We start from the raw sequence: 25,114 nt of genomic DNA on the forward strand, positions 1-25,114 counted from the left end.
GCCAGGCCGTTAACAATTGTAAAAGCGCTTATTTCAGAACGGCGAGTGCTGCTTCGTAGTTCGGCTCTTCAGCGATTTCCTTGACCAGCTCGCTGTGCAGCACGTTGTCGTTTTCATCCAGAACCACCACGGCACGGGCGGTCAGGCCTTTCAGCGGGCCGTCAGCGATGGCTACGCCGTAGTTCTGGATGAACTCGGCGCCACGCAGGGTCGACAGATTCTGCACGTTTTCCAGACCTTCGGCGCCGCAGAAACGGGCCTGGGCAAACGGCAGGTCAGCCGAGATGCACAGCACCACGGTGTTGGCGACGTCGTTGGCCTGGGCGTTGAACTTGCGTACCGAAGTGGCGCAGGTCGGGGTGTCGACGCTTGGGAAGATGTTCAGCACTTTGCGCTTGCCGGCGAAGCTCGCCAGGGTGACGTCGGACAGATTGCCGGCAACCAGAGAAAAGGCTGGTGCCTTGGAACCGGCTTGTGGCAACTGGCCGTTGACTTGAACCGGGTTGCCCTTGAGGGTGACTTGAGCCATGACTTGAGTCCTTCTAGCGTTTTGGTTGGAAAGCATGCAAGAGGCCGAAGTTAACCACGAAATTGTCCGACGACCTATGCCCAGACTGAAATTGTTAGGTGCTCGCACAAAAAATTGTATACAACCCGCAAAAATCCCCCCTCAGGGGATTTGCGTGGTCATTTGAGCAATTGCAGCATGTTGCGGTGCCGCGCCTCGAAGATTCGCCGCATGTACGCGTCCACCAGCAGACGCTCGCTGAACCGCCCGCCAAGCGCTGCATATGTCACCTGATCGGTATAAAGAGTACCGCCCTCACCCGCGGCCACCCGATGTTCATGACGAAAGGCACGCAGCGGCCCCTTGAGCATCTCATCGACAAAATGGCTGTTACCGACTTCGCGAATCACCACCGTCCAGTTTGATGGAATCAGGTTGAACATCCAGTGCCGAAAGCGGAACTGGCGCCCGGCTTCGATCCGTAGATTGTTCAGGTCGACATCGCCCAGCGGCGTGACGCGCTCCGGGAAGATCTTCGGAAAATTCGTCCCGTCCAGACAAAAGTCGAGCACTTGGGCCGGTGTGCGGGCGGGAATCAACGTTGTGAGTTTCAGGACTGGCATGGCCGACACACTCCGTATGCAGGGGATGCTTGTTAAAACGCAGGTCTGCATCTTTTATTTAGAAGCCTGTCGATTTAAGCCCCGCCCGTTCGACTAAGCAATGAATCCCCACCCAATCCACGGAGCAACCACCATGCGATTCATGATCCTTGTCAAAGCCAGCGCCGACTCCGAAGCCGGCATCATGCCCAGCGAAAAGCTGATCACCGCCATGGGCAATTTCAACGAAGAACTGGTCAAGGCCGGCATTCTCATCGACGCCGATGGCCTGCACCCCAGCAGCAAAGGCGCCCGCGTGCGCTTCTCCGGCGAAAAGCGCACCGTCATCGACGGGCCGTTCATCGAAACCAAGGAGCTGGTGGCCGGTTACTGGATCTGGGAAGTGAAGTCGAAAGAGGAAGCCATCGAGTGGGTCAAACGCTGCCCCAACCCGATGCCGGGCGAGTCCGAAATCGAGATTCGGCAAATATTCTCGGCAGAGGATTTCGGCGCCGAGTTCACCCCGCAAGCGCGCGAACAAGAAGAGCGCATCCGCGAACAGGCCAAGAAAAACGGCTGAACCAATATCCCCCTGCAGGCTGCGATTTTTTGATATTGATCGACTAAAACAAGATCAAAAGATCGCAGCGACAGCTACTGAATCGGTCAGTCGGGCATCGAGCGGATTATGTCCGCCAGATCATCCTTGGTTATTTCATTGGCTTTGATAGCAGCGGCGATATCTGTTTTGGAAAGAGGGAAACGCTTGAATATTTCTTTCAAAACTTCCGCATCAACATTGGCCAACCAAAGCGGGTCGATAAAGGAACCACCATACTCAGGTTTCATCGCTACTTCTTCGTGTGCAATCGCACCTTTATGGTTGAGATACACCACATAACGATCATGCCCTTCAGGGAAACTTTTATCGTGATATAGCGTAGTACCCAAAGGCAGGACATAGTAGTTCTCGTCGCCATCGGGTCCTTCAATCAGCAACGGCTCTTTGGTTTTGATCATTTTCATATCGTGCCCCTTCGCAATATCGCCAAAAATCAGAAAAGCCAAAAAAATCGCATTTACGGATAAAACTGCCACCAACCATAGGCCCAGGCGCCTATTTGTAAACGTTTTTCTTATCATAGGGAGCCTCGGTATTTGCTTCGAGCATGGCTTGTAAATCCGCAGGCATGAAGATCCCATCCTTCGGACTACTTTGCGTACGCGCTGCCTGTCTCTCGATGAAAGAGAGACCTCTCATCTCATTATATTTCGCCGGATTCTGCACAATTGACTTACCCGAAACCTTTGCCCCGGCTATTGTCACGGTTGTGCAGTTGTTCGTCGTCGGATGATAGTTGGACGGCAAGACATACCGTGCTGAAGTCGCAGTCTTTTTTCTCTGTTCTTTTTGCTGAGCGATAATGCCATCGAAATGAGCGATCACCGCCTCCGCCTTTGCGTTATCCAAAGAATAAACAAAACCTGTTGTTGTACGCCCCAAACTGTTCTCACCAGAGATGTAGGCTTTGAAGGAAGTCCAAACGTTCAGCACGCCCTCCCCCTCACTATCGAATGTGCCCCACGTCTTACCATAGCGGCCAAAGTCATAGGTGATGTCTTTGCTGCCGACCACCAAGTGTAAAGCCGCGTGTCCGAAAGGATGCTCTTCTTTATCGCGGGTGTAAGGACCACCCACCAGTACTTCCATGTAGGCACCGGACACGACTATCTGGTTGGTCTTTGTGGTTTTCCCCGATGCGCCTGTATTTTTTGCTGCCTGTGTTGTGCTGGTAGTTTTAGTAGGCTGAACCATTAAAGATGTTCCGCATCTTCAAGCTTCGGAAACTTTATGCTGCAACTCCCCCTGGGAATATTTGCAACATGCACAAAGCCATTTTCGTCAAGGGCGCCTGTCATCAAGGTTCCATCCGGAAGCGTCAATTCATAAGCCTCGTTGGCCATGGGCTCATCTCTTTCGTTCAGCAACTGAAACTCGACAAAAGTCTTTTCTTTCAGAAACTGCGAGAAGAAACTGGTGGGGGCGCCACCACCAGACTCGCCGACGAAGGTATCGGGTGAGCCGGCGGTAATCGTCGCTCCGCATGCCGTTTGCGAGCCAACATGGGCAACGTCTTTCCCCAACCCGAAAACATGGGGAGCGCCCGTCGTTATGGGATTGCTGCCGTGAACCGGGCAGGAATAGATATCTCCTACCAAAGCCACAGGGGTTGAATTAACAAAAACAGGACTTGATCCAGTGGTGATATTTCCGCCGTGACTCCCTGGATCTCGAGCCTTGCGACTGGCTTTCCTGCCATCGTTTCTCTCCTTTGAATATCACGATTTGCAGATGTTACCTGATCTTTGATGAGTCCAGAGCGATCAAGCCCCATTCTTGCTGAACGCCTTGCCTCGTGATTGCGCTGCACTTCCTTGATCAATGCTTTGATTTCTGCCAATCCCTACTCAGGCGACTCTGAAATCGAGATTCGGCAGATATTCTCGGCAGAGGATTTCGGCGCCGAGTTCACCCCGCAAGCGCGCGAACAAGAAGAGCGCATCCGCGAACAGGCCAAGAAAAACGTTTGAATCCGCAAACACTTGCTGAATTTGAGATCGCCATCGCGGGCAAGCCACGCTCCCACAGGTACGTCGCCAGTCACATCATTTGTAGGCGCCCTCAATCCTGTGGGAACGTGGCTTGCCCGCGATGGCGCGATCTCTGGTAAAAAACTTAACCATCAAGTACACAATGCAAGTGTGACCCTGTACACAAAACTAAAGAATTAACCCATTCGACTGGCTAAGTCCCCATAAGCTGCTAGCGTCAATCGGACGTGTCCTACAGGCTTGATAAGAAAGGGATTACGACCAAACGGCCGACAAGTGCCGAACTGTCTATAAGCCACCAGGGAAGCGGGGATGACGTTCAATCGAGTGGGGAAGACTCTCTTTCTGGCCGGATCGCTGGCCGCTACGTGCGCGCAGGCGGACAACGCCGAAGACGCCAATAAAAGCAACAACCCGTTGAACATTGCTCCTGGCGCGAATCTGCAGGACTACTACACCCCCAGGCTCTACGACACCAACGCGCACACCAACGACGTGTTGCTGCGCGGCGCCCTGCCGCTAGCCCCCAACGACTTCATCGGTGTCCCGCAACTGGTGCGCGCAACATTGCCGATCAGCACCCGCCCCGACCCGCACAATGGCTACAGCACCGGCATCGGTGATCTGAATCTGTTCGATATCTTCATCCTGAAAACCGAGGGTGTGCAGCTCGGCATCGGGCCGCTGATTACCGCGCCGACCGCCGAACAGGACGAACTGGGCACCGGCAAATGGCAGGGTGGCCTGGCCGCAGTGGCCATCGATTCGTCGCCGCGCGGCCTGCTCGGCGCACTGCTGCAATACCAGAGTTCGTTTGCCGGCGACAGCGACCGCGCCCACGTCGAAAGCGCCACGATGCAGCCGTTCATCATCCATAACCTGGAAAAAGGCTGGTACCTGCGCTCCACCGGCACCTGGTCCTTCGACCTGAAAAACAACACCCACTACATCCCCATCGGGCTGGGCCTGGGCAAGGTCTGGAAGTCCGGCAGCAACATCCTCAACGCTTTATCGAGCCGCAGTGGACCGCTGACCGCAAGGGCGACGGCCTGCCGCAGTTCACCCTGTACACAGGCATCAACGTAACGTTCGGAAAATAAGGATATTGCGATGCACATTGCACTGCGCGCCGCCGGTTTCAGCCTCATGACATTGTTCGCCAGTTGCGGCGTCGGTGCGCAGGACCTGGATACCCGCATTGGCAAGATCGCCATGGACGGCGAGTTACCGGCCCATGATTCGATTGCCAGGCTGTACGCCGAACTGGATTTCCAGCAGGCCACCCAGAGTTATCTGTGGGCCTTGCCGCTGGTGTCTTACGCCCAGTGGCAGGAAGAGTTTCGCGACAAGCTGGGTGCGCGCAGCGGCGACCTGATGGTCCTCAACAGCTACGAAGACAAGCTCGGCGTGATCACCGCCAACGCCACCACCCCCTACATTCTGGGCTTCGTCGACCTGAGTGAAACCGGGCCACTGGTGATCGAGTTGCCGCCAGGCCCCACTGCCGGCGGTATCGGCGATTTCTGGCAGCGGGCAATTATCGACATGGGCCAGACCGGTCCCGACAAGGGCCAGGGCGGCAAATATCTGGTGCTGCCTCCCGGCGCCGAGCCACCAGCGGATGCCGGCCAGTATTACCTGGCCAAATCGGAAACCATGAACGTGCTGGTGGGGTTTCGCGTACTCGATCCGGACCCGGCCAAAGGCAAGGCGCTGGTCGAGCAGTTCAAGATGTACCCGTACGCCCAACGCAGCGCCCCTGGCAAAACCCGCCTGCTTTCACCGCAAGGCAAACCGTGGTCCGGCACGCAGCCCCGAGGCATTGCCTATTGGCAGCGCCTGCACCAGATCATCCAGAAAGAACCGGTCAACGAACGTGACCGCTTCTACATGGCGATGCTTGCCAGCCTCGGCATCGAGAAGGACAAACCGTTTAATCCCAATACCCAGCAACGCAAGGCATTGGAAGAAGGGGTGCAGGTCGGCGAATTGATCGCCAAGGCCAACACCTTCGCCAAACGTTTTCCCGACGCCCAGTACTGGCCCGACCGGCATTGGGACAGGGTGCTGAACATCGCCGAGCCGTCGCAACGCGTGACGTATTACGACCAGTTGTGGGAACGCAGCGCGTGGTTCTACGAGGCGGTCACCAACACCAAAGGCATGATTTCCCGGACGCCCGGGCTGGGCCAGACCTACCTCGGCGCCTACTCCGACGCCAAAGGTGACTGGCTCGACGGCGGCAAGAGTTATCGCCTGCACGTCGGCGCCAACCCGCCGGCCAAGCAGTTCTGGTCGATGACCGTGTACGACATCGACAGCCGCTGTCTGATCGACAACCCGCAGCGCAAGGCTGACCTGTCTTCGCGTCAGGACTTGAAGAAAAACGCCGACGGTTCGGTGGACCTGTACTTCGGCCCTACCGCGCCCAAAGGGTTCGAGAACAACTGGGTGCAAACCCTGCCGGGCAAACACTGGTTCAGTTATTTCCGTCTGTACGCGCCGACCGAAGCGTATTTCGACAAAAGCTGGAAACTCGACGACATCACGCTCGCGCCATAAACAAGGACGCACCATGCACACACGCAGTCTGTTGCTGACCGGCCTCGCCCTTACTCTGAGCACCAGCGTCTGGGCCGATTTCAGCGCCACCCCCGAAGAGGCTCGGGGCATTGCCAAAGAGGCTTATCTGTATGGTTTCCCGGTGGTGGAGATGTACAAGACCCTGTACACCCAGGCCGTCGACAGCAAAAGCCCGAACTACAAGGCGCCATTCAACCAGATCGGCAACACCGCCAAGGCCTTCACCGCCAAGGACACCGCTTTCGTCACACCGAACGCCGACACGCCCTACTCGTTCGTCTGGATGGACCTGCGCGCAGAACCGCTGATCCTCACCTTGCCACCGATCGAGGAACACCGTTACTACTCGGTGCAGTTGATCGACGCCTACACGCAGAATTTCGCTTATCTGGGCACCCGCAGCACCGGTAACAATGGTGGCCATTTCATGATTGCCGGGCCGGAGTGGCAGGGCCAGCAACCGGTGAATATCGATCGCCTGCTTCGCAGCGAAAGCAACATCACTTACGCGCTGTACCGCACGCAATTGTTCGATGAAAGGGATCTGGGCAAGGTCAAGCAGATCCAGAAAGGCTACAAGGTCGAAACCCTCAGCCATTACCTGAAACAGAAAGCCCCGGCCCCGGCCCCGAAAGTCAGCTGGCCGAAACCCACGCCGACCATGAGCGAAACCCCGGATCTGTTCCGTTACCTGAACTTCATGCTCGCCTTCACGCCGCCGCAGGACGTCGAGAAAGACCTGCTCGCGCGTTTCGCCAAAATCGGCATCGGTGCCGGCCAGCCGTTTGATCCGGGCAAACTCACTGCCGAGCAGCGCAAGGCACTGGAGGACGGCATCAGCGACGCCAAGGCTGAATTCGCCGCGTTCAAAAAAGACCAGGTCGACGCGCACAAGGTCAGCAGCGGTGACTTGTTCGGCACTCGCGATCACCTCAAGGGCAACTACCTGTACCGCTACGCCGGGGCCAACATGGGCATTTTCGGCAACTCGGCCGAAGAGGCGAACTACATCGGCTACTTCGTTGACAAGGACGGGCAACCGGTCGACGCCTCGAAACACGATTACACCCTGCATTTCGACAAGGGCGCCCTGCCCCCGGCCGATGCGTTCTGGTCGCTGACGATGTACGACGGCAAGAACAAATTGCTGGTGGCCAACCCGCTCAACCGCTACCTGATCAACTCGCGGATGCTCCCCGAGCTGAAGCTCGATGCCGACGGCGGCCTGACCCTGTATGTGCAGCACAAGAACCCGGGCAAGGACCAACAGGCCAATTGGCTGCCGGCACCGAACGGGCCTTTCTACGGGATCTTGCGTCTTTATCTGCCAAAACCGGAAGTGGCCAGTGGCCAGTGGCGAATGGAGAATGCCGCCACTGACCCCGGTCAACTCAAAACAATAAGCGGAGTCAGTGATGGTCAAGCCTTACGTTGTGCGTCCTCTGTTGGCGCTGTGCATGATCGGCAGTCCGCTGCTGTACGCCGCCGAGGGTGGTGTGGGTCGACCGATCACCGGTCAACAGGTGTTTTCCAATGCCGGGATCGTACCGCCGGAACCCGGCTGGGTCGTCTCGGTGACCAGCATCTGGTACGACGGCTCGCTCAAGGGCAATCGTGGTGCACCGATTTCCGGTGAAATCAGTGCCGGGATCGACATGAAAGTCTCCTACACCATGACCAACCTGACCCACATCTGGGACACCGGCAAAGGCCCGTGGAACTTTGCCTCGGCGATCGGCATTCCGTTGCAATACACCGACGTTGACGCGGCCATCACCGGCCCGCGAGGACGGACCCTCGGCACCAGCGATTCCGGCACTCAGTTTGCCGACGCGCTGGTGACGCCGATTGCCGCCGGTTACCACTTCGATGAACTGAATCACATCGCGTTCTCCCTGCCGATCTACGTGCCGACCGGTGCCTATAACGAGAACCGTCTGGCCAACCCGGGCCAGAACAACTACACGTTCATGCCGACCGTGGCCTTCACCCATCTGGATGGCAAGGGTGGCGAGTTCACCCTGTCCAGTGGTCTGGAGTTCTATACCGAAAACACCACCACGGATTATCGCAACGGCAACATCTTCACCCTCGATGCGCTGTGGACCCACGGTTTTGGCAGTGGTTGGAGCGCAGGTCTCGCGGCCGGTTATATCCAGCAGGTCACCGACGACAAGGGCCAGACCGCCGACGCACTGAATGGCTTCCGTGGCCGCTCGGTCGGTGCCGGCCCGGTGATCGGCTGGGCCGGCAAGTTCGCCGACGCCCAGGCCAACATCAGCGCACGCTGGGTACCGGAGTTCGATACCAAGAATCGCCCTGAAGGCAATGGCTTCGCCGTCAACATGACCCTGGCATTCTTCTAGACCTGCGAAGGACTGTCTCATGACTGCACTCACCGACCTCAACGCCCTGCAAGCCAGCATCGCCGAAGCGGTACTCGGCCAGGATCAAGTCATTCGGCAGATCCTTCTCGGTCTGTTGGCCAACGGGCACTTGCTGCTGGAGAGTCTGCCGGGACTGGCCAAGACCCGCACGGTCAAGGCGCTGGCCAAGCACCTGGATGCGAAAATGAGCCGGATCCAGTTCACTCCCGACCTGCTGCCCTCGGACATCACCGGCGCCGAGGTGCTGCATCAGGTCGAGGGCAAACACGAGATCCGCTTCCAGCCCGGCCCCTTGTTCGGCAACCTGATCCTCGCCGACGAGATCAATCGCGCGCCGGCCAAAGTCCAGGCAGCGCTGCTCGAAGCCATGGAGGAACGGCAGATCACTGTGGCCGGCAACAGCCATGCGCTGCCGGAGCTGTTCATTGTGGTGGCGACGCAGAACCCGATCGAACAGGAAGGCACTTATCCGCTGCCGGAAGCGCAGATGGACCGTTTTCTGATGAAAGTCCTGCTGGATTACCCCAGCGCCGCAAACGAAAGCCAGGTGCTGCGCCTGCTGCGTAACGAAGAGTTCAGCCAGGGGGCGAACACCGCGCCCGCCAAGGGCTTCAGCCTCGCGCAGGAAGTGATTTTTGCCGCGCGCAAGGAGGTCAGCGCAGTGCATGTCTCGCCGGCCATCGACACCTACCTGATCGACCTGATCAACGCCACCCGCCACCCCACCGACTACGACGAAGACCTCGCTCGCTGGATCGCCATCGGTGCCAGCCCTCGCGGCGGTATCGGCCTGGACCGCTGCGCCCGCGCCGATGCGTGGTTGCAGGGGCAGGACTTCGTTTCGCCGGACAACGTGCGCGCGGTGGTGCACCCGGTGCTGCGCCATCGCCTGCAACTGAGCTACGACGCGGTGGCTGATGGCGTGACAGCAGATCAAGTGCTGGACCGGATCCTCGACAAAGTGGCGATTCCTGCCTGAGGTTGAATATGCAGAGCAGCGACGGGCTGGTCTATGTCTCTCTGGCGCAATTGATGGCGCTGGAGTTCAAGGCCCGTGACCTGAGCTTTCTGGCGCGCCAGCCGCAGGGCAGTATCCTCGCCGGCAACCATGCCTCGCGCCTGCGCGGGCGCGGCCTGAACTTCGACGAGCTACGCCGCTATCAGCCCGGTGACGACCTGCGTCACCTCGACTGGCGTGCCTCGCTGCGCACCGGCAAACCGGTGGTGCGCACCTTTACCGAAGAGCGTGATCGCCCGGCACTGATCGTCGTTGATCAGCGCATGTCGATGTTCTTCGGCTCGCAGCGCAGCTTCAAATCTGCGCTGGCGGCTGAGCTCGCGGCGCTGACGGCATGGATGGTGTTCAACGCCGGTGACCGGGTCGGCGGGCTGGTGTTCAACGATCAGCGTATCGACAGCATCGCGCCGTTGCGCAGCCGCAAACGGGTTGAAGCGCTGCTCAGTCGCGTCGTCGAACACAATCAGGCACTGAACGCCGCCAACCCCGATGCCGAAGACGAAGACCAACTGGACAAAGCCTTGCAGCGCTGCCTGGCGCTGGCCGGGCATGACCATTTGATCTGCATCGTCAGCGACTTTGCCGGGGCTGGCGAGCGCACCTTGCAACTGATGCGACAACTGTCGGCGCACAACGACGTGATCGCCTTGCAAGTCTACGATCCGCTGGCCTTGAAGCTACCCAGCGATGGCCGGCTGCTGGTCACCCAGGGTCAGTTGCAAGTGGAACTGGCGGTCGAGAAACGCAGCGTGCATCAACCACTGGGCGATTACCTCGGCGGCCGCCTCAAGGACGTCGCCACTCTGCTGCGCCGCAGTCAGGTGCCGCTGATGATGTTCAGCACCGCTGAAGAAGCCCATCAGCAACTGCGCGCCGAGCTTGGTAAAAGTGCCGGGGCACGACGGTGAATCCGAATATTCCGAGCATCGACCAGCTCCAGGAGCTGGGCCTGCCTGCGCCCGTCAGTTATGCGCCGCAGACCTGGGGCTGGTGGGTGTTGCTGGCGATACTGTTGTTGAGCGCGTTGCTGATTGGCCTGCGCCGCTATCGGCAATGGCGACGGGATCAGTATCGGCGTGAGGCGCTACAGCGCCTGGCACAATTGCGCGGGCGAAGTGATGACCTCAGCGCCCTGCGCGAATTGCCGGAGCTGTTAAAACGCGTAGCCCTCTCAATACCCGCACATTCCCGGCACTGGAACACAACCAATGTAGGAGTGAGCCTGCTCGCGATAGCGTCATCACATTCAACCTCTGCATCGACTGACAGAGCGCTATCGCGAGCAGGCTCACTCCTACAGGGGCCCGCGGCGCTTGGGAGAGACGACTGGCAAGCCTTCCTGCAGCAGCACTGCAAAACCAGGCTGCCCGCCGATTTCAGCGAACAACTCGCACAACTCGCCTACGCCCCCGACGCCACCCTGCGCGCCCTCCCCGCCGAACAACGCCAGGCGTTGTTCGACACCTGCCAGCACTGGGTGGAGCAGCACCATGTGGCAGCTTGATTACCCGTGGCTGTTGCTGCTGTTGCCGCTGCCCTGGCTGGCTTACCGCTACCTGCCTGCCTACAACGAAGCGCGCAGCGCCGTGCGCGTACCGTTTTTTGCTGCCATGAGCCGCGCGGTCGGGCAAACACCGAGCAACGTCGGCAATCGGCGCAATCGCTGGCAACTGCTGTTGAATCTGCTGATCTGGGCGCTGATCCTGTTGGCCGCCGCGCGCCCGGTATTCGTCGAAAAACCCATCGAGCGCCAACAACCGGTGCGCGACCTGATGCTCGCCATCGATATCTCACAATCGATGGAAACCGAAGACTTCACCAACGCCGGCGGCGAGAAGATCAATCGCCTGGCGGCCGTCAAACAGGTGGTGCAAGGCTTCATCGACAAGCGCAAGGACGATCGCATCGGCCTGATCGTGTTCGGCAGCGGTGCCTATCCGCAAGCGCCGCTGACCCTCGATCACGCCAGCCTGTCGCTGTTGCTGGCCGACACTGGTATCGGCATGGCCGGGCCCAACACCGCCATCGGAGACGCGATCGGCTTGAGCCTGAAGCTGCTGGACCAGGCCCACGAGCAGGAAAAGGTGCTGATCCTGCTCACCGACGGCAACGACACCAGCAGCGCGATCACCCCGGACCATGCCGCCGAAATGGCCGCCAACAAAGGTGTGGTGATCCACACCATCGGCATCGGCGATCCGACCGCCTCGGGCGAGGCGAAGGTCAATCTGCAAGCTCTGGAACAAATCGCTCAGACCACCGGCGGGCAGTTTTTCCGGGCCGAAGACCGCAGTGCGCTGGATCAGGTCTACAGCACCCTCGACCGCCTCACCCCGCATCAGGTGAAAACCCTCAGCCACCAGCCGCAGCGCGAGTTGTTCTACTGGCCGCTGAGCGCCGCCCTGGTTCTGCTGACCCTGTATCACCTCGGCGCGCTGCTGCGTCCTCGGCTATCACTCGTCCGCCAGCGGCAGGAGGCCTGAGATGGACATCAACCTCAGTGACCTGCATTTCCTGCGTCCGCTGTGGCTGTTGCTGGCATTGTTTGCGGCACTGCTGCCGCTGATCTGGCGCCGCAGCCGCGACCTGCAGCGGCGGCTGCGCGGCAACATCGCCGAGCATCTGCTACCGCACCTGTTGGTCACTCCGCAGGATCACCAGCGCCTGCGTCCGGTGCATTGGCTGTGTACGCTGCTGATACTCGGCGCCATCGCCGCCGCCGGGCCGACCTGGGAGCAGGATCGCCCGGACTTCCTGGAGAACCGTGCGCCGCTGATTGTCGCCGTCGACTTGTCACCATCGATGGACGCCGCAGACGTGCAACCGACACGCCTGGAAGCGGCCAAACATAAGCTCCACGAGTTGATCCAGCGCCGCGCCGGTGCCCACACGGCGTTGATCGCCTACGCCGGGAGCGCGCATCTGGTGCTGCCGCCGACCGACGATCCGGCGCTGCTCGACAGCTTCATCCAGGCCTTGGGCACCGGGCTGATCGACAAACCGGGCAAGGACGTCGGCGCCGTCATCGAGCAAGCCAAACACCTGCTCAGCGCCGAGAAAACGCCCAGCACGCTGCTGCTGATCAGCGACGGCGCCGACACGGCGCAACTCGAGGGGCTCGACAAACAACTGCGCGGCAGCGCCTTGCAAGTGCTGGTGCTCGCGGTCGGCAACGAGGACGGCGGGGTCATTCAGGGCGCCAATGGCCAGCCGAAAATCGACAGCAACGGGCGCCCGGTGCTCGGCAGTTTCGATCAGGCGGCGCTCAAGCAATTGGCGTCCGCCGTCGACGCGCCGCTGGGCAGCCTGACCCTCGACGACGATGATCTGGACTGGATCGAATTGCACGCCCAACAGCACTTCCAGAGTGCCAGCGCCGAGCAGCAGGAACTGCACTGGAAAGACGCCGGTTACTGGCTGTGCTGGCCGCTGTTGCTGCTGGCACTGGTCGGCGTGCGCAAGGGCTGGAGCGTCAACTGGGTGCCGGCGCTGCTGTTGGCCGCAGGCCTTGGCTGGCCGGCCGCACCGGCGCAGGCCAACGCGCTGACCGATGCCTTCTTCACCCGCGATCAGCAAGGACGCTGGGCCTTCGAACATGAGCACTGGCCGCAAGCGGCGGCGCTGTTTGTCGATCCGTACTGGAAAGGTGTGGCGGCGTATCACGCGTCTGACTACGACCTTGCACTGGCGACCTTTGCCCGGCTGGACACGCCGCAGGCTTACTTTTATCTGGGCAACATCTACGTGCGGCGCTTCAAGTTCGTTCAGGCGATTGCCGCCTACACCCAGGCCTTGAAGCTGCAACCACAGTTCCCTGAAGCCACGGCCAATCTGGCGCTGGCGCAGGCCCTGCTCAAGGACACCGACAGCGCCGAGAAAAACGCCCCCGAGACCAAACCGGACGAAGTGAAATTCGACAAGGCACCGGGCAAGGGCCAAAGCAAAAAGGTCGAGACCGAACAAGCGGCGTCGGATGCGTTGTGGCTGCAGAACCTGAACACCTCGCCGGCGAAATTCCTCAAGCAGAAGTTCAGCTTGCAGGATCAGGCGGGAGGCAAGCCATGAACCTGAACCCCAGTTGGAGCGAGCCTGCTCGCGAAGAGGCCAGATCAGTGGCCGCAAAAATCAGCAGCCTGCTGCTGACCAGCCTGCTCAGCCTGAATGCCTTCGCCGCCACCCCGCAACTCAAAGTCCAGGCCCACCTGCAACCCGCCGAAGGCGCCATGGTCGGTGGCCTGGTCGAGCTGCAAGTCGACGTGCTCACCGACACCTGGTTCACCAGCGCTGCCACCCTGCCCGACTTGAAACTCGACGGCGCGCTGGTGATGCCGTCCGACGGCCAGGCGCAGCACCTGAACCAGACCTTCGACGGTCAATCCTTCAGCGGCATGCGCTACAGCTACCTGATCACCCCGAATGTCGCGCAGCGCTACGACATTCCGGCGCTGACCGTCAGCGCAACGCCGGGGCAGGCCAGCACCGCGATCAGTGCGCAAAGCCAACCGCTGCAGTTCAGCGCCGCCCAGCCGCCCGGTTTCAACCCCGGAGAAACACCGTTGGTGGCCAACGGCGTGCGCTTTACCCAGAGCGTAATCAACTCGGCAACGCCATTGAAAGTCGGCGACAGCATCACCCGCCAACTGACCTTGCAAGCCGACGGCGCATTGGCGATGGCCCTGCCCGTGCCGATGCTGGGTGACGTCGCCGGCCTGAGTCGCTATGTGAAAACCCCGCAAGTGAGCAACCTCGATGACGGGCGCGGCGACATTCTCGGCGGCCAGCGCATCGACAACGTCACCTACCGCATCGACAAGGCCGGCACGCACACGCTGGCCGCCATCGAGGTGAAATGGTGGGACGCCAGAACCCGCCAGATACGCACCACGCAAGTGCCGGCGGTGACATTCGAAGCGGCAGCCAACAGCGCCGACAAACCGGTGTTTTCGATCACCGAAGACCTCAAGCAACTGGGCCGCAACAACCTGTATTTCTCCACGAAGTGGCTGCTGTGGCTGGCGCTGCTCGCGGCCGTTGTTAGCGGCGGTTACTGGCTGCGCCTGGCCATCCTGAGCGCGCACCGGCAATGGCAGGCACGCCAGCACGCGCGGCAACTGGCTCGGGAACACTCGGCGGATTTCGCCTGGCAGCAAATCGAGCCGCAACTGCAAGCGCAACCGGCGCAATTGACTGCGCTGTACCTGTGGCTGCGGCGCAGCCGGCTGGGGCTGAAGCTGCTCGATGCCGGCCCACGTCTGCAAGGCCTGTTGCGCGGCCTTTACGGTCGCGAACCGACACCCGGGCAAACACTCGTTCAGCTGCGCCAATCGTTGGCTACGCTTCACAGTCAGGCCAGGCAACAGCAGCACAAACCGGCCCCGGCCCTGCGCCCGCTCAACCCCGTCCATGAAAAGGATTTCCCATGACGAACCCGCCACAGCACCGTCAACGCTTCAGTCTTGCGCTGTGGTTTGCGCTGGCATTGCCACTGCTGGCCCAGGCCACGGAACCCCTGCCGTCATGGAATGAGGGACCAGCAAAAAGCAGCATCATCGAGTTCGTGCAAGCGATCACCGACCAGAGCAGCAAGGACTTCGTCAAACCCGCCGAGCGCATTGCCGTTTTCGACAACGACGGCACCCTGTGGAGCGAGCAGCCGATGTATTTCGAGCTGCTGTTCGCCCTCGATGAAGTCAAACGCAACGCAGCGCAACACCCGGAATGGCAAACCACCCAGCCCTTCAAGGCGGTACTGGAAAACGACCACAAGGGGCTGGCCGCCGCCGGCATGGACGGTTTGCTGAAGATCGTCGGCGCGACCCACACCGGCATGACCACCGACGCTTTCGATGACCACGCCAAGACCTGGTTGAGTCAGGCGCGCCACCCGAAGACCGGCAAGCCCTACACCGAAATGATCTTTCAGCCGATGCTGGAAATGCTCGATTACCTGCGCAGCCAGGACTTCAAGACCTACATCGTTTCCGGTGGCGACACCGCGTTCATGCGCGCCTTTGCCGAGAAGGTCTACGGCATTCCGCCGGAACAGGTGATCGGCACCACGTTCGTCACCGCGTTCCAGCTCAAGGACGGCAAGGCCTCGATCCTGCGCACGCCGAAACTGGCGCACAACGACGACGGCCCAGGCAAACCGGAAAGTATCGATGCGGTGATCGGCAAACGGCCGATCCTCGCCTTCGGCAATTCCGACGGCGACCTGCAGATGCTGCAGTGGACCGCCGCCGGCCCGGGCAAGCGCTTGATGGGCCTGGTGCACCACACCGACGCCAAGCGCGAGTGGGCCTACGACCGCAAATCAGACATTGGCCGGCTCGACAAGGCCCTCGACGAAGCGAATTCCCGCGGCTGGACCGTGGTGGACATGGCGACCCAATGGCGCCGGATCTATCCGTTCGATCCACCGGCAAACGAGCAGGTGCAATAAGAAAAAGCGTGATGCAGGACTGCAAGAAACGTAAGTCGCAATAAACGACCCCCACAAAAAGGAGCAAGTCAGATGACTCGCATACGCAAGTGGCTACCGAAATTCGCCCTGGTGGCAACCTCGGTGATGGCGCTGTCGGCAACCGCCACAGCGGCCGAAAAACCCAACATACTGGTGATCTTTGGCGATGACATCGGCCAGACCAACATCAGTGCCTATTCCATGGGCGTGGTGGGCTACAAGACCCCGAACATCGACCGGATTGCCAAAGAAGGCATGATGTTCACCGATTACTACGCCGAGAACAGCTGCACGGCGGGACGATCGTCGTTCATCACCGGGCAGACGCCGTTGCGTACAGGGCTGTCGAAAGTCGGCGCGCCGGGCGCTACTGTAGGCCTGCAAAAACGCGACATCACCATCGCTCAGGCTCTCAAATCGCAGGGTTACGCCACCGGGCAGTTTGGCAAAAACCACCTTGGGGACAAGGACGAATACCTGCCGACCAACCATGGCTTCGACGAATTCTTCGGCAACCTCTATCACCTCAACGCCGAAGAGGAGCCCGAACGCCCCTACTGGCCCAAGGATGACCCGGATTTCGTCAAGGCCTACTCTCCGCGTGGCGTCATTCACAGTTTTGCCGACGGCAAGATCGAAGACACCGGCGCCCTGACCACCAAGCGTATGGAAACCATCGACGACGAAACCACCGCGGCTGCGCAAGCGTTCATCGAAAAGCAGGCCAAGGCGGACAAACCATTCTTTGTCTGGATGAACACGACTCGCATGCACCTGTTCACCCACGTGCGTGATTCGATGAAAGGCCAAAGCGGCATGCCCGGCAACGAATACGCGGACGGCATGCTTGAACATGACGGCGACGTCGGCAAACTGCTGAAAACCCTCGACGACCTGAAAATCGCCGACAACACCATTGTTGTCTACACCACCGACAACGGCCCGAACCAGTTCTCCTGGCCGGACGCGGCGACCACCCCGTTCCGCAACGAGAAGAACTCCAATTGGGAAGGTGCGTACCGGGTCCCGGCGATGGTCCGCTGGCCGGGCAAGATCAAGCCAGGTGAGGTCTCCAACGAGATGTTCTCGGGCCTGGACTGGTTCCCGACGCTGCTGGCCGCTGCGGGCGATACCGACGTCACGAGCAAGCTGCTGAAGGGCTGGGCGCCGACCAGCGGCGGCAACACCTTCAAGGTGCATCTGGACGGTTACAACCAGTTGCCTTACCTGACTGGCCAGCAACCCAACGGTGAACGTAAGGAGTTCTACTACTTCAACGACGACGGCATGCTGGTTTCGATGCGCTTTGGCAACTGGAAAGCGGTATTCGCCGAGCAGCGTGCACCGGGTGGCTTCGCCGTATGGAGCAACCCGTTCACACCGTTGCGTGTGCCGAAAATATTCAACTTGAGAATGGACCCGTATGAGCGCGCCGACGTGGTCTCGGATCAGTACTATGACTGGTCGACCAAGAACGTTTATCTCGTCGCGGTAGCAACGACGAAGGCCGCGCGTTTCCTCCAGACCTTCATCGAGTACCCGCCCAGCCAGAAACCGGCGAGCTTCAGCATCGACCAGATCCGTGCTGCGGTTGACGCCAGGATTGCCGAGAAAATGAAAGCGGCACCATCTGCACAGTAAACCGCTGGAGCGCCGCCCGTCCTCAGCGGCGGGCGGCCCTGTTTCACACGTGGGACCGTGTCGGCCTCATTCGCGAGCAGGCTCGCTCCCACAGGGATTTTCGCAACGCCCGAGATCCACTGTGGGAGATTCTATGGTTCATGCCTAGCCCCTAAACGGCTTTAGGTGAGTATTCGCTCTGGTTTTTCAACAGAGCAAATACCACCCGGGCAAGCTTGCGGGCTAGTGCGACCAGTGCTTGGGTAGTGCTCAATCCGCGCTCTCTTAAAGCCTCATAAAACCCTTTCCACGCCGAGGTCCGGCTCGCCGCCATTGCAGCGTTGTGCAGCAATCGACGTGCCTCTGAGTCGCCTCGTTTGGTCAGGCAGCGACGGCCTTTCTTTTTGCCTGAGTCCGATATGCGCAGATCCAGGCCTAGAAAGGCGATGAAAGCGTCGGCATTCCTGAAGTCCCCACGCTGAAAGGATGCGAGCAAGCGGGCGCCGGTCAACGTACCGATGCCTTCTACCTTCATGCAACGCTTGAGCTGAGCGCCTAAACCGGCTTCGTCTATCTGCGCCAGGATCGTTTTCTCCAGCAGGATTTCCAGTCTTTGCATGGCGTTTATCTGATTTTTGAAAGCGGTTTTGAGCAATGGCTCATTCTCCCAGCTCTGCTTGAGGCTGACACGAGCCTGGACCAGAGCCGCACGGCGCCGGAAAAGACTGATGAGCCGGCAATACAAGGGCGACGGCGGTGTCCAAGGGCGTAAGTGGTCCCCTTCGTTTGTCAGATAACGGGCCAGTAATCGGGCATCCAGCGCATCAGTTTTGGCGCGAACGTTCACGCCTTTGCGGTAATGGCTGAGCTCATAACCGCCAACCATATAGATCACGCAACCATCGGCATACGCCAGATCAGCAAATTCCTGGTGATAGATATTGGTGGCTTCGATGGCGATTGCCACTGGCTTGGCAGCGGTTTTGAGCCATTTCTTGATCGCCGCTTTGGTATTGGAGATTGTCTCGAGCTGATCTGATTCGGCGTGATAAATCACCAGTTCGTCCTTGGCGACATCAACCCCGATAATCGACTGAGTGGTAACGACGGGCATTGCCATGAGAAATCCTCCGGGCTAAGGTTTGAACGCTTGAAGGGTTCACCCAGAGGCGCAGGCTTGTTCCTATCGTCGGTCTAGGCCAGATGCATTCTTTATCGGCGCTTGGGTGAAAGGAGGAGGGGTGAAATCTCCCACGGTCTGTACTGCGCTAACAGTCAGAATCGAGCCTTGTCCCTCCTCCTCCCTTCAAGTCCTACCATACAAGCGAGCCTGCTCGCGAAGAGGCCAGCACCGTCACCGCCATTTCCGAATTGAAATAAGGCAATCCGCATGTCCTCACGTATCGCCAGCAAACCGTCGGCCATACCCGCCCCGCAAGTCGCCAGCGCCGCGCTGCTGATTCCTGCCCTGCTGCTGTGCCTCTCCGGTGCCGCAGCGCTTGTGTATCAAGTGTTGTGGATCAAGCAGCTGTCGCTGGTGGTCGGGGTCGAGGTCTACGCCATCACCACCGGTATCAGCGCGTTTTTCGCCGGCCTGGCGATCGGTGGCTGGCTGTTCGGGCGCTGGGCCGATCGTCTGCAACAGCCGGTTCTGCTCTACGCCGGGCTGGAGGTGCTGGTGGCGCTACTTGGCGTTGCCGCGACGGTGACCATGAGCCTGGCGGCCAGCCCGTTTGCCTGGCTGCAAGGTCACGTCGGCCTGTTGGCGTGGCTGCTGCCATTTCTACTGGTCGGCATCCCGGCGGTCTTGATGGGCGGTACGTTGCCGGTGCTGGTGCGCTCGCTGGCGACTGCCCCGGACAAGGCCGGCGGTCAGTTGTATGCCGCAAACACGTTGGGCGCGATTGTCGGCACCCTGCTCGCCGCATTCGTGCTGATCGCCACCCTCGGTGTGCGCGGTAGCGCGCTGTTTGCCGCGATGCTCAATCTGCTGGCCGCCGCCGGTGCGCTGTGGCTGCAGCGTCAGCACCTGACGATACCTGTTGCCCCGGTCAAACATCATGCGGAGAAAGCCACGGATCGCACCGCGCTGTGGTTGTACTCCATCGCCGGCGGCGTGGCGCTGGGCTACGAAGTGGTCTGGTCGCAATCGATCGTGCAGTTCATGAGCACCCGCACCTATGCGTTTGCCGTGGTCCTCGCCACTTACCTGAGCGGGCTGTTCCTCGGCAGCGCCCTGCTCGCCCGTCGCGTCGAGCGCATTCGTGATCCGTGGGGTGTGTTCGGGCTGTTGATTGCCGGTGCCGGGCTGATCGCACTGCTGGAGATCGCCCTGCTCGGTCGCTGGCTGGTGTTGGCGCAAAGCCTTGCCGAAGAAACGCTGCGGTCGATGGGCGCCAGTGAACTGGTCGGCATGAGCGCACGTTTTGCCGTGGCGGCGCTGAGCATTGTGTTTGTGCCGACCTTGTTGCTGGGCGCAGCTTTCCCGCTGGCACTGCGGCTGAGCGTCGGCCACGGGCATGTCGGTCGTGATGTGGGCGCCGTCGTGGCGTTCAACACGCTGGGCGGGATCGTCGGGGTGATGCTCTGCGGCTTCCTGCTGATCCCGTTGCTCGGCTTGGTACACACGCTGGGTCTGCTGGCGATCATCGCCGCCGGCATCGGCTACATGGCCGTGCGCAAGGGTCACCACGTCAAGAAAGGCCGACGCCAGGCGGTGGTTGCATTGGGGCTGGTGTCGGTCGCGCTGGCCGTGCTGACGCCGGTCGACAAACTCGCAAACCTGTTGCCCGGTGCGCGCAACGGCACGCTGGCGTTCTATGAGGAAGGCCGAGGCGGTACGGTGGCGGTGGTCGCGCAGGGCCGTGGCGAAAACGCTTTCCACCGTTTGTACATTCAGGGCGTGTCCAACACCGGCGATGCCATGCCGTCGCTGCGCTACATGCGTATTCAGGCCCTGTTGCCGCTGCTGATTCACAACGGCGAACCGCGTTCGACGCTGGTGATCGGCTTCGGCACCGGCATCACCGCCGGTGCAATGTTGCGCTATCCCGGGCTTGAGCATCGAGTGGTCGCCGAGCTGTTGCCGTCAGTGGTCAAAGCCGCGCCGCTGTTCAAAGGCAATTTCAACGCGGCCAGCGATCCCGGGGTTGATGTGCGCCTGCGTGATGGCCGCCAGGAACTGCTGCGCAGCGAACAGACTTACGACCTGATCACCCTCGAACCGCCCCCGCCATCGGCGGCCGGCGTGGTCAACCTGTATTCGCGGGACTTCTATCAGTTGGCGGCCAGCCGCTTGCAGCAACAAGGCATTGTCGCGCAATGGCTGCCGCTGCCGACGCAGAACATCGATGACTCACGCTCGCTGGTGCGCAGCTTCCTCGACGTGTTCCCGTATGCCTCGCTGTGGTCCAGCGAGTTCCACGAGATGCTGCTGGTTGGCTCGCTGCAACCGATGGAACTGGACGCGGCGAAAATCACCGAGCGCTTCCAGCAGGACAGCGTGCGCAGCACCTTGCAGGATGTCGGGATCGGCTCGGCGGCGGCGTTGCTCGCGACCTGGGTCACCGACCGTGCAGGCCTTGAACGTTTCGCGGCGAATGCCCCGGCGGTGACGGACGATCAGCCGCGCATCGAATACGCACCGTGGGTGCGCAGCAAGGAAATCACCCGGGTGCTGCCGGCGCTGCTGGACCTCTATCAACCGCCGACACTGGTCAATGCCGATGCCGGATTCAGTGAGCGGATGCAAACGCACCGTCAGCGTCTGATGCAGTTTTACCGCGCGAGCCTGCATGCGTATGACGGAGATCGGGATGCGTGGGGGCGGGATATGCGTGAAGTGATGCGTTGGGATGGCGGGAATCCGTACTTCCGTTGGTTTACCGGACAATAACCCGTTGCCTGATAGAGCGCTTTCGCGAGCAGGCTCGCTCCCACACTGAACTGTGTCGTGCACAAATCCAATGGGGGAGCGAGCCTGCTCGCGAAGCTTTCAGCGGTTATTTGGAGTTGGCCCTGAGCTTCACATACATCTGATGCATGTCATTGGCCCAGCCGTCGATCACTGGCTTGACGTCGGTTGCCTTCATTGCCTGGGTGTCATTTTCCAGCGGTTTGCCGGTGCCTTTGCGTACCACTTGCGCCACGACCTTGTTGGTCGCGCCATCGAGGAACACCGCTTCAGTGGCCAGGGTGGTTTCCTGATCGCGGATACCGCTGGCGGTGCTGACTGCCGCCGCCACCAGGGCAATCGGGATCACTTCATAAGCGTGCAGGCCTTCGGTCTTGCTGCTCACGGCGGTGATCGCCGCACGCACCACGATCACGCCCGGGCCTGGACCGGTAGCCAACGGCAGGTCTTTGCCGATTTCACGCTTGAGCGCCTGATCGTAGTAGGAGGTGATGCCGTTGAGGGTTTGCTGGGAGATCTTCGCGGTCGGTTGGGGTTTGGGATAGAGCTGAGTCGGCTCGATGTAGGCACTGGTGAATTTTTTGATGTCGACCTTGGGGTCGATCCAGCGCATCACTTCGGCACCGGACGGGGATTTGGCCTCCTTGAGTTGGCTGTAGTCCTTGAGGAAGCCTGAATACTCGTCGGGAGCGACGGTTTTGCTGGAACAGCCCACCACGCCGAGGGTGGCAATGCAGAGGGTGCCCATCATTACTGCTAGCTTCATGCTGTAACTCCTGTCAGAAGGCCAGAAACTTTTTGGATTGGGGGAGTTACAGGTATAGCTAAAACCCCGGCAATTGCGATTCGAAAACACAAAATTCAACTCAGGCTGCGCGGCGGATCACAACCGTCATTTGACAGACGCCGAGCATCCGGCAAAGCTGCATCGAGCTTGAACGCACGCCAGATGGCAAATGCACCTGGACCATGGAAGTCGTAATGCCCAAGCATAAAAATAAAACCGTGCAGCCTGATCCCGATTCATCCCGACCGTCATTCTCCCGCTTGTTCTTCCCTGTTGCGATTGGCGTATTGCTGGCCGCCGTGGCAGGCATCGGCTGGTTTCTCCTGAACCCCGCGCCGGCGCCGGCCAGACCTGTACCGGTCGCCGCGCCTGTGGCTGCGCCCGCCAAACCGCAACCGGCAGTCGCCAGCAAACCGGCGACCCTGGTCGATGAACAGCAATGCCAGGGCTGTCACACCGAGCAGGTCAAGGACTGGCAAGGCTCGCATCATCAACTGGCGATGCAGGCAGCCACTGCCGAGACCACGCTCGGCGACTTCAACAACATCACGTTCAAGGCGCAAAACGAGACCACGCGGTTCTCGCGCAAGGGCGACGAATTCTGGGTCAATACGTCCGGCATCGACGGCAGGAACGCCGACTTCAAGGTCGCCTACACCTTCGGCATCGCGCCGCTGCAGCAGTACCTGATTGAGGTCGGCGAAGGCCGCTTGCAGGCGCTCGGCGTGGCATGGGATACCGAGCAGCACCGCTGGTTTCACCTCTACCCCGGCCAGGGCGTGAACTTCAAGAACCCGCTGCACTGGAGCAAACCGAGCCAGAACGCCAACTTCATGTGCGTCGAATGCCACACCACCGGCTTCAAGCGCAATTTCGACGCGGTCAGCAACACCTTCAACAGTCAGTGGAACAGCCTCGGTGTCGGCTGCCAGGCCTGTCACGGCCCGGCATCGAATCACCTGCAATGGGCGCAGAACAAGGACGACCTGATCCACAAGGGCTTTGCCGTCGACCTCAAGGACAACAACGCCACGGTCGAGATCGAGACCTGCGCGCGTTGCCATGCCCGCCGTGCGCCGTTGGGCGATGGTTACACGGTCGGCAAGCGTTTGATGGACGACTACCTGCCGAGCACCCTCACCCGCGAACTGTATGCGCTGGACGGCAAGATCAAAGATGAAGTGTTCGAGCACGGCTCGTTCCTGCAAAGCAAAATGTTCGACAAGGGCGTGCGTTGCAGCAATTGCCACAACCCGCACAGCACCGAACTCAAGGCACCGGGCAACGCGGTGTGCCTGCAATGCCACAACAGCGCCGGCAAGACCTCGGTCGCAGGCGTCGACGGCAAGGGCCTGCTGGCAAAGAATTACGACTCCGTCGAACACACCCGCCACACCATGGGCCAGCCCGGCTCGCAGTGCATCGATTGCCACATGCCCGGCAAGCTCTACATGGGCAACGACTTGCGTCACGACCACAGTTTCAGCATTCCCAATCCCGAACGTGCGCAAAAGCTCGGCACCCCGGATGCCTGCCTGACCTGCCATCAGGGCAAGGCCGGCGACAAGGTCACCGCGCAGTTCAAACTGTGGAGTGCTTCAACCGCCCCACAGGCGCCGCGTTATGACGAAAGCCTGTGGCTGATCCGCAATGGTCAGCCCGGCGCTGCCAACGCGTTGTACGAGCAATTGCAGCGCAGCAACCTGCCGGCGATCCAGCGTGCCACGTTGCTGGCGGAACTGCCGTTGTACCCGAGTGAGCAGGCGTTGAAACTGGCGACCCAGGACCTGCAAAGCCCCGAGCCGCAGGTGCGTGAAAGTGCGGTGCGGGCGATCAGTGCATTCCTGCCGCCACCGGAGCGTGCACCGCTGCTGACGCCGCTGTTGAATGACCCGGTTAAAGCAGTGCGCATCGTCGTCGCCCGCGACCTGCTGAGCGTGGCCCACAACAACGGCCTTGGCTCGGCGCAAGCCAATTGGGACGCGGCAATTGCCGAATACGAGGCGGTGCAGCAGAGCCTGCTGGAGCGTGCCGAGGCCAATCTGAATCTGGCCATGCTGTATCAGGCCAGCGGCCGCAGCGGTGAAGTCGAAGGCTTGCTGCGCAGCGCACTGCAACGTGATCCGGATTTCTACCCGGCGCTGGTGACGCTGGTGCAATGGCTGGAGGCCAATGGCCGAGGACCAGAGGCGCAAACGCTGCTGAATGACAGCCTCAAGGCCCACCCGGACGCAGCGCTGTTGCAACACACCCGTGGCCTGTCACTGATTCGCGCCGGCAAGACCGCCGAGGCCATGACCGCGCTGCACAAAGCCGCGCATCTGGAGCCGCAGAGCGCGCAGTACGGCTATGTGCTGGCGGTGGCGTTGCACGACAGCGGCAAGGTCGATGAAGCCTGCGAGGTGCTGGAGCGCCTGCTCAAGGTACTACCGGCGAACCGCAATGCGCGGTTGTCGCTGATCCAGTACTACCTGGAGAACGGCCAGGAACCGAAGGCGCAGGTGCTGTTGCAGGGATGGAAGAGGATGAACATGGGTGATCCGGCGCTGAAGTGACCGGCCAATAAACGCCGATCACCTGTAGGAGTGAGCCTGCTCGCGATAGCGTTGTGTCAGTCACC

The 25,114-nt window shown here is 60.4% G+C and carries 19 protein-coding genes and 4 pseudogenes; 16 read left to right on the forward strand and 7 right to left on the reverse strand.

The window, feature by feature from the left end; all coding sequences use genetic code 11:
• Window positions 1–28: 28 nt before the first annotated feature.
• Both tpx and QMK55_RS28305 read right to left on the reverse strand, forming a co-directional pair.
• Window positions 29–529: a thiol peroxidase gene (gene tpx / locus QMK55_RS28300; RefSeq protein WP_102355097.1), complete on the reverse strand. Its 501-nt coding sequence runs from the start codon at window positions 527–529 to the stop codon at window positions 29–31.
• Window positions 530–687: 158 nt separating this feature from the next.
• On the reverse strand, window positions 688–1,131 hold the full coding sequence (locus QMK55_RS28305; RefSeq protein WP_102355096.1) for an SRPBCC family protein: 444 nt from the start codon (window positions 1,129–1,131) through the stop codon (window positions 688–690).
• Between the two features lie 133 nt (window positions 1,132–1,264).
• Here QMK55_RS28305 and QMK55_RS28310 point away from each other — a divergent pair, with 133 nt between their 5' ends.
• Window positions 1,265–1,690 (forward strand): YciI family protein, encoded by a 426-nt coding sequence (locus QMK55_RS28310; protein WP_320328305.1) that lies wholly within the window; start codon window positions 1,265–1,267, stop codon window positions 1,688–1,690.
• An 86-nt stretch (window positions 1,691–1,776) separates the two neighbouring features.
• On the opposite strand, the gene QMK55_RS28315 is transcribed toward QMK55_RS28310, so the two are convergent.
• From QMK55_RS28315 to QMK55_RS28325, 3 genes and pseudogenes are all read right to left on the reverse strand, one after another.
• Window positions 1,777–2,136: a hypothetical protein gene (locus QMK55_RS28315; protein WP_320328306.1), complete on the reverse strand. Its 360-nt coding sequence runs from the start codon at window positions 2,134–2,136 to the stop codon at window positions 1,777–1,779.
• Between the two features lie 91 nt (window positions 2,137–2,227).
• A complete protein-coding gene (locus QMK55_RS28320; RefSeq protein WP_320328307.1) occupies window positions 2,228–2,926 on the reverse strand; it encodes a hypothetical protein in 699 nt (232 codons plus the stop codon).
• Window positions 2,926–3,390: pseudogene (locus QMK55_RS28325) on the reverse strand (PAAR domain-containing protein); the annotation flags it as partial. The pseudogene QMK55_RS28325 and the gene QMK55_RS28320, both read right to left, overlap by 1 nt.
• A gap of 180 nt (window positions 3,391–3,570) precedes the next feature.
• On the opposite strand from QMK55_RS28325, the pseudogene QMK55_RS28330 reads away from it, so the two are divergent.
• From QMK55_RS28330 to QMK55_RS28390, 13 genes and pseudogenes are all read left to right on the forward strand, one after another.
• Window positions 3,571–3,702 (forward strand): annotated as a pseudogene (locus QMK55_RS28330) (YciI family protein); the annotation flags it as partial.
• A gap of 333 nt (window positions 3,703–4,035) precedes the next feature.
• Window positions 4,036–4,823, forward strand: a pseudogene (locus tag QMK55_RS28335) (hypothetical protein).
• Between the two features lie 10 nt (window positions 4,824–4,833).
• The gene (locus tag QMK55_RS28340; protein ID WP_102355094.1) at window positions 4,834–6,285 is read left to right on the forward strand and encodes a DUF1254 domain-containing protein; all 1,452 of its coding nucleotides are present in this window, start codon (window positions 4,834–4,836) and stop codon (window positions 6,283–6,285) included.
• Between the two features lie 13 nt (window positions 6,286–6,298).
• Window positions 6,299–7,669 (forward strand): annotated as a pseudogene (locus tag QMK55_RS28345) (DUF1254 domain-containing protein); the annotation flags it as partial.
• A 52-nt stretch (window positions 7,670–7,721) separates the two neighbouring features.
• A complete protein-coding gene (locus tag QMK55_RS28350) occupies window positions 7,722–8,672 on the forward strand; it encodes a transporter (RefSeq protein WP_102355092.1) in 951 nt (316 codons plus the stop codon).
• 19 nt (window positions 8,673–8,691) lie between these two features.
• Window positions 8,692–9,672 (forward strand): MoxR family ATPase, encoded by a 981-nt coding sequence (locus QMK55_RS28355; RefSeq protein WP_320328308.1) that lies wholly within the window; start codon window positions 8,692–8,694, stop codon window positions 9,670–9,672.
• An 8-nt stretch (window positions 9,673–9,680) separates the two neighbouring features.
• Window positions 9,681–10,619, forward strand: coding sequence for a DUF58 domain-containing protein (locus QMK55_RS28360; protein WP_102355090.1), 939 nt, complete (start codon window positions 9,681–9,683; stop codon window positions 10,617–10,619).
• Window positions 10,616–11,215, forward strand: a complete 600-nt coding sequence (locus tag QMK55_RS28365; RefSeq protein ID WP_320328309.1) for a DUF4381 domain-containing protein — start codon at window positions 10,616–10,618, stop codon at window positions 11,213–11,215. The genes QMK55_RS28360 and QMK55_RS28365 overlap by 4 nt, the downstream gene beginning before the upstream one ends.
• Window positions 11,202–12,194 carry a VWA domain-containing protein gene (locus QMK55_RS28370; protein ID WP_320328310.1) on the forward strand — a complete coding sequence of 331 codons (993 nt, stop codon included), beginning with the start codon at window positions 11,202–11,204 and terminating at the stop codon, window positions 12,192–12,194. The genes QMK55_RS28365 and QMK55_RS28370 overlap by 14 nt, the downstream gene beginning before the upstream one ends.
• Before the next feature lies 1 nt (window position 12,195).
• A complete protein-coding gene (locus QMK55_RS28375) occupies window positions 12,196–13,776 on the forward strand; it encodes a VWA domain-containing protein (protein WP_320328311.1) in 1,581 nt (526 codons plus the stop codon).
• On the forward strand, window positions 13,773–15,134 hold the full coding sequence (locus QMK55_RS28380; RefSeq protein ID WP_320328312.1) for a hypothetical protein: 1,362 nt from the start codon (window positions 13,773–13,775) through the stop codon (window positions 15,132–15,134). The genes QMK55_RS28375 and QMK55_RS28380 overlap by 4 nt, the downstream gene beginning before the upstream one ends.
• Window positions 15,131–16,153, forward strand: a complete 1,023-nt coding sequence (locus QMK55_RS28385) for an HAD family hydrolase (protein ID WP_102355085.1) — start codon at window positions 15,131–15,133, stop codon at window positions 16,151–16,153. Before QMK55_RS28380 ends, QMK55_RS28385 begins: the two co-directional genes overlap by 4 nt.
• 72 nt (window positions 16,154–16,225) lie before the next feature.
• A complete protein-coding gene (locus tag QMK55_RS28390; protein ID WP_320328313.1) occupies window positions 16,226–17,815 on the forward strand; it encodes an arylsulfatase in 1,590 nt (529 codons plus the stop codon).
• A 151-nt stretch (window positions 17,816–17,966) separates the two neighbouring features.
• Here the strand turns inward: QMK55_RS28390 and QMK55_RS28395 are convergent, their stop codons facing one another.
• Window positions 17,967–18,914 carry an IS110 family transposase gene (locus tag QMK55_RS28395; RefSeq protein WP_102359176.1) on the reverse strand — a complete coding sequence of 316 codons (948 nt, stop codon included), beginning with the start codon at window positions 18,912–18,914 and terminating at the stop codon, window positions 17,967–17,969.
• Between the two features lie 270 nt (window positions 18,915–19,184).
• Here QMK55_RS28395 and QMK55_RS28400 point away from each other — a divergent pair, with 270 nt between their 5' ends.
• Window positions 19,185–21,689, forward strand: a complete 2,505-nt coding sequence (locus tag QMK55_RS28400; protein WP_320328314.1) for a fused MFS/spermidine synthase — start codon at window positions 19,185–19,187, stop codon at window positions 21,687–21,689.
• Window positions 21,690–21,795: 106 nt separating this feature from the next.
• Here the strand turns inward: QMK55_RS28400 and QMK55_RS28405 are convergent, their stop codons facing one another.
• A complete protein-coding gene (locus QMK55_RS28405; RefSeq protein WP_102355082.1) occupies window positions 21,796–22,473 on the reverse strand; it encodes a DUF3313 domain-containing protein in 678 nt (225 codons plus the stop codon).
• Between the two features lie 215 nt (window positions 22,474–22,688).
• Between QMK55_RS28405 and QMK55_RS28410 the strand changes: the two genes are divergently transcribed.
• Window positions 22,689–25,049, forward strand: a complete 2,361-nt coding sequence (locus QMK55_RS28410) for a tetratricopeptide repeat protein (protein ID WP_320328315.1) — start codon at window positions 22,689–22,691, stop codon at window positions 25,047–25,049.
• Window positions 25,050–25,114: the final 65 nt, after the last annotated feature.

The organism is Pseudomonas sp. P8_229 (genome assembly GCF_034008635.1).
Classification (GTDB): domain Bacteria; phylum Pseudomonadota; class Gammaproteobacteria; order Pseudomonadales; family Pseudomonadaceae; genus Aquipseudomonas.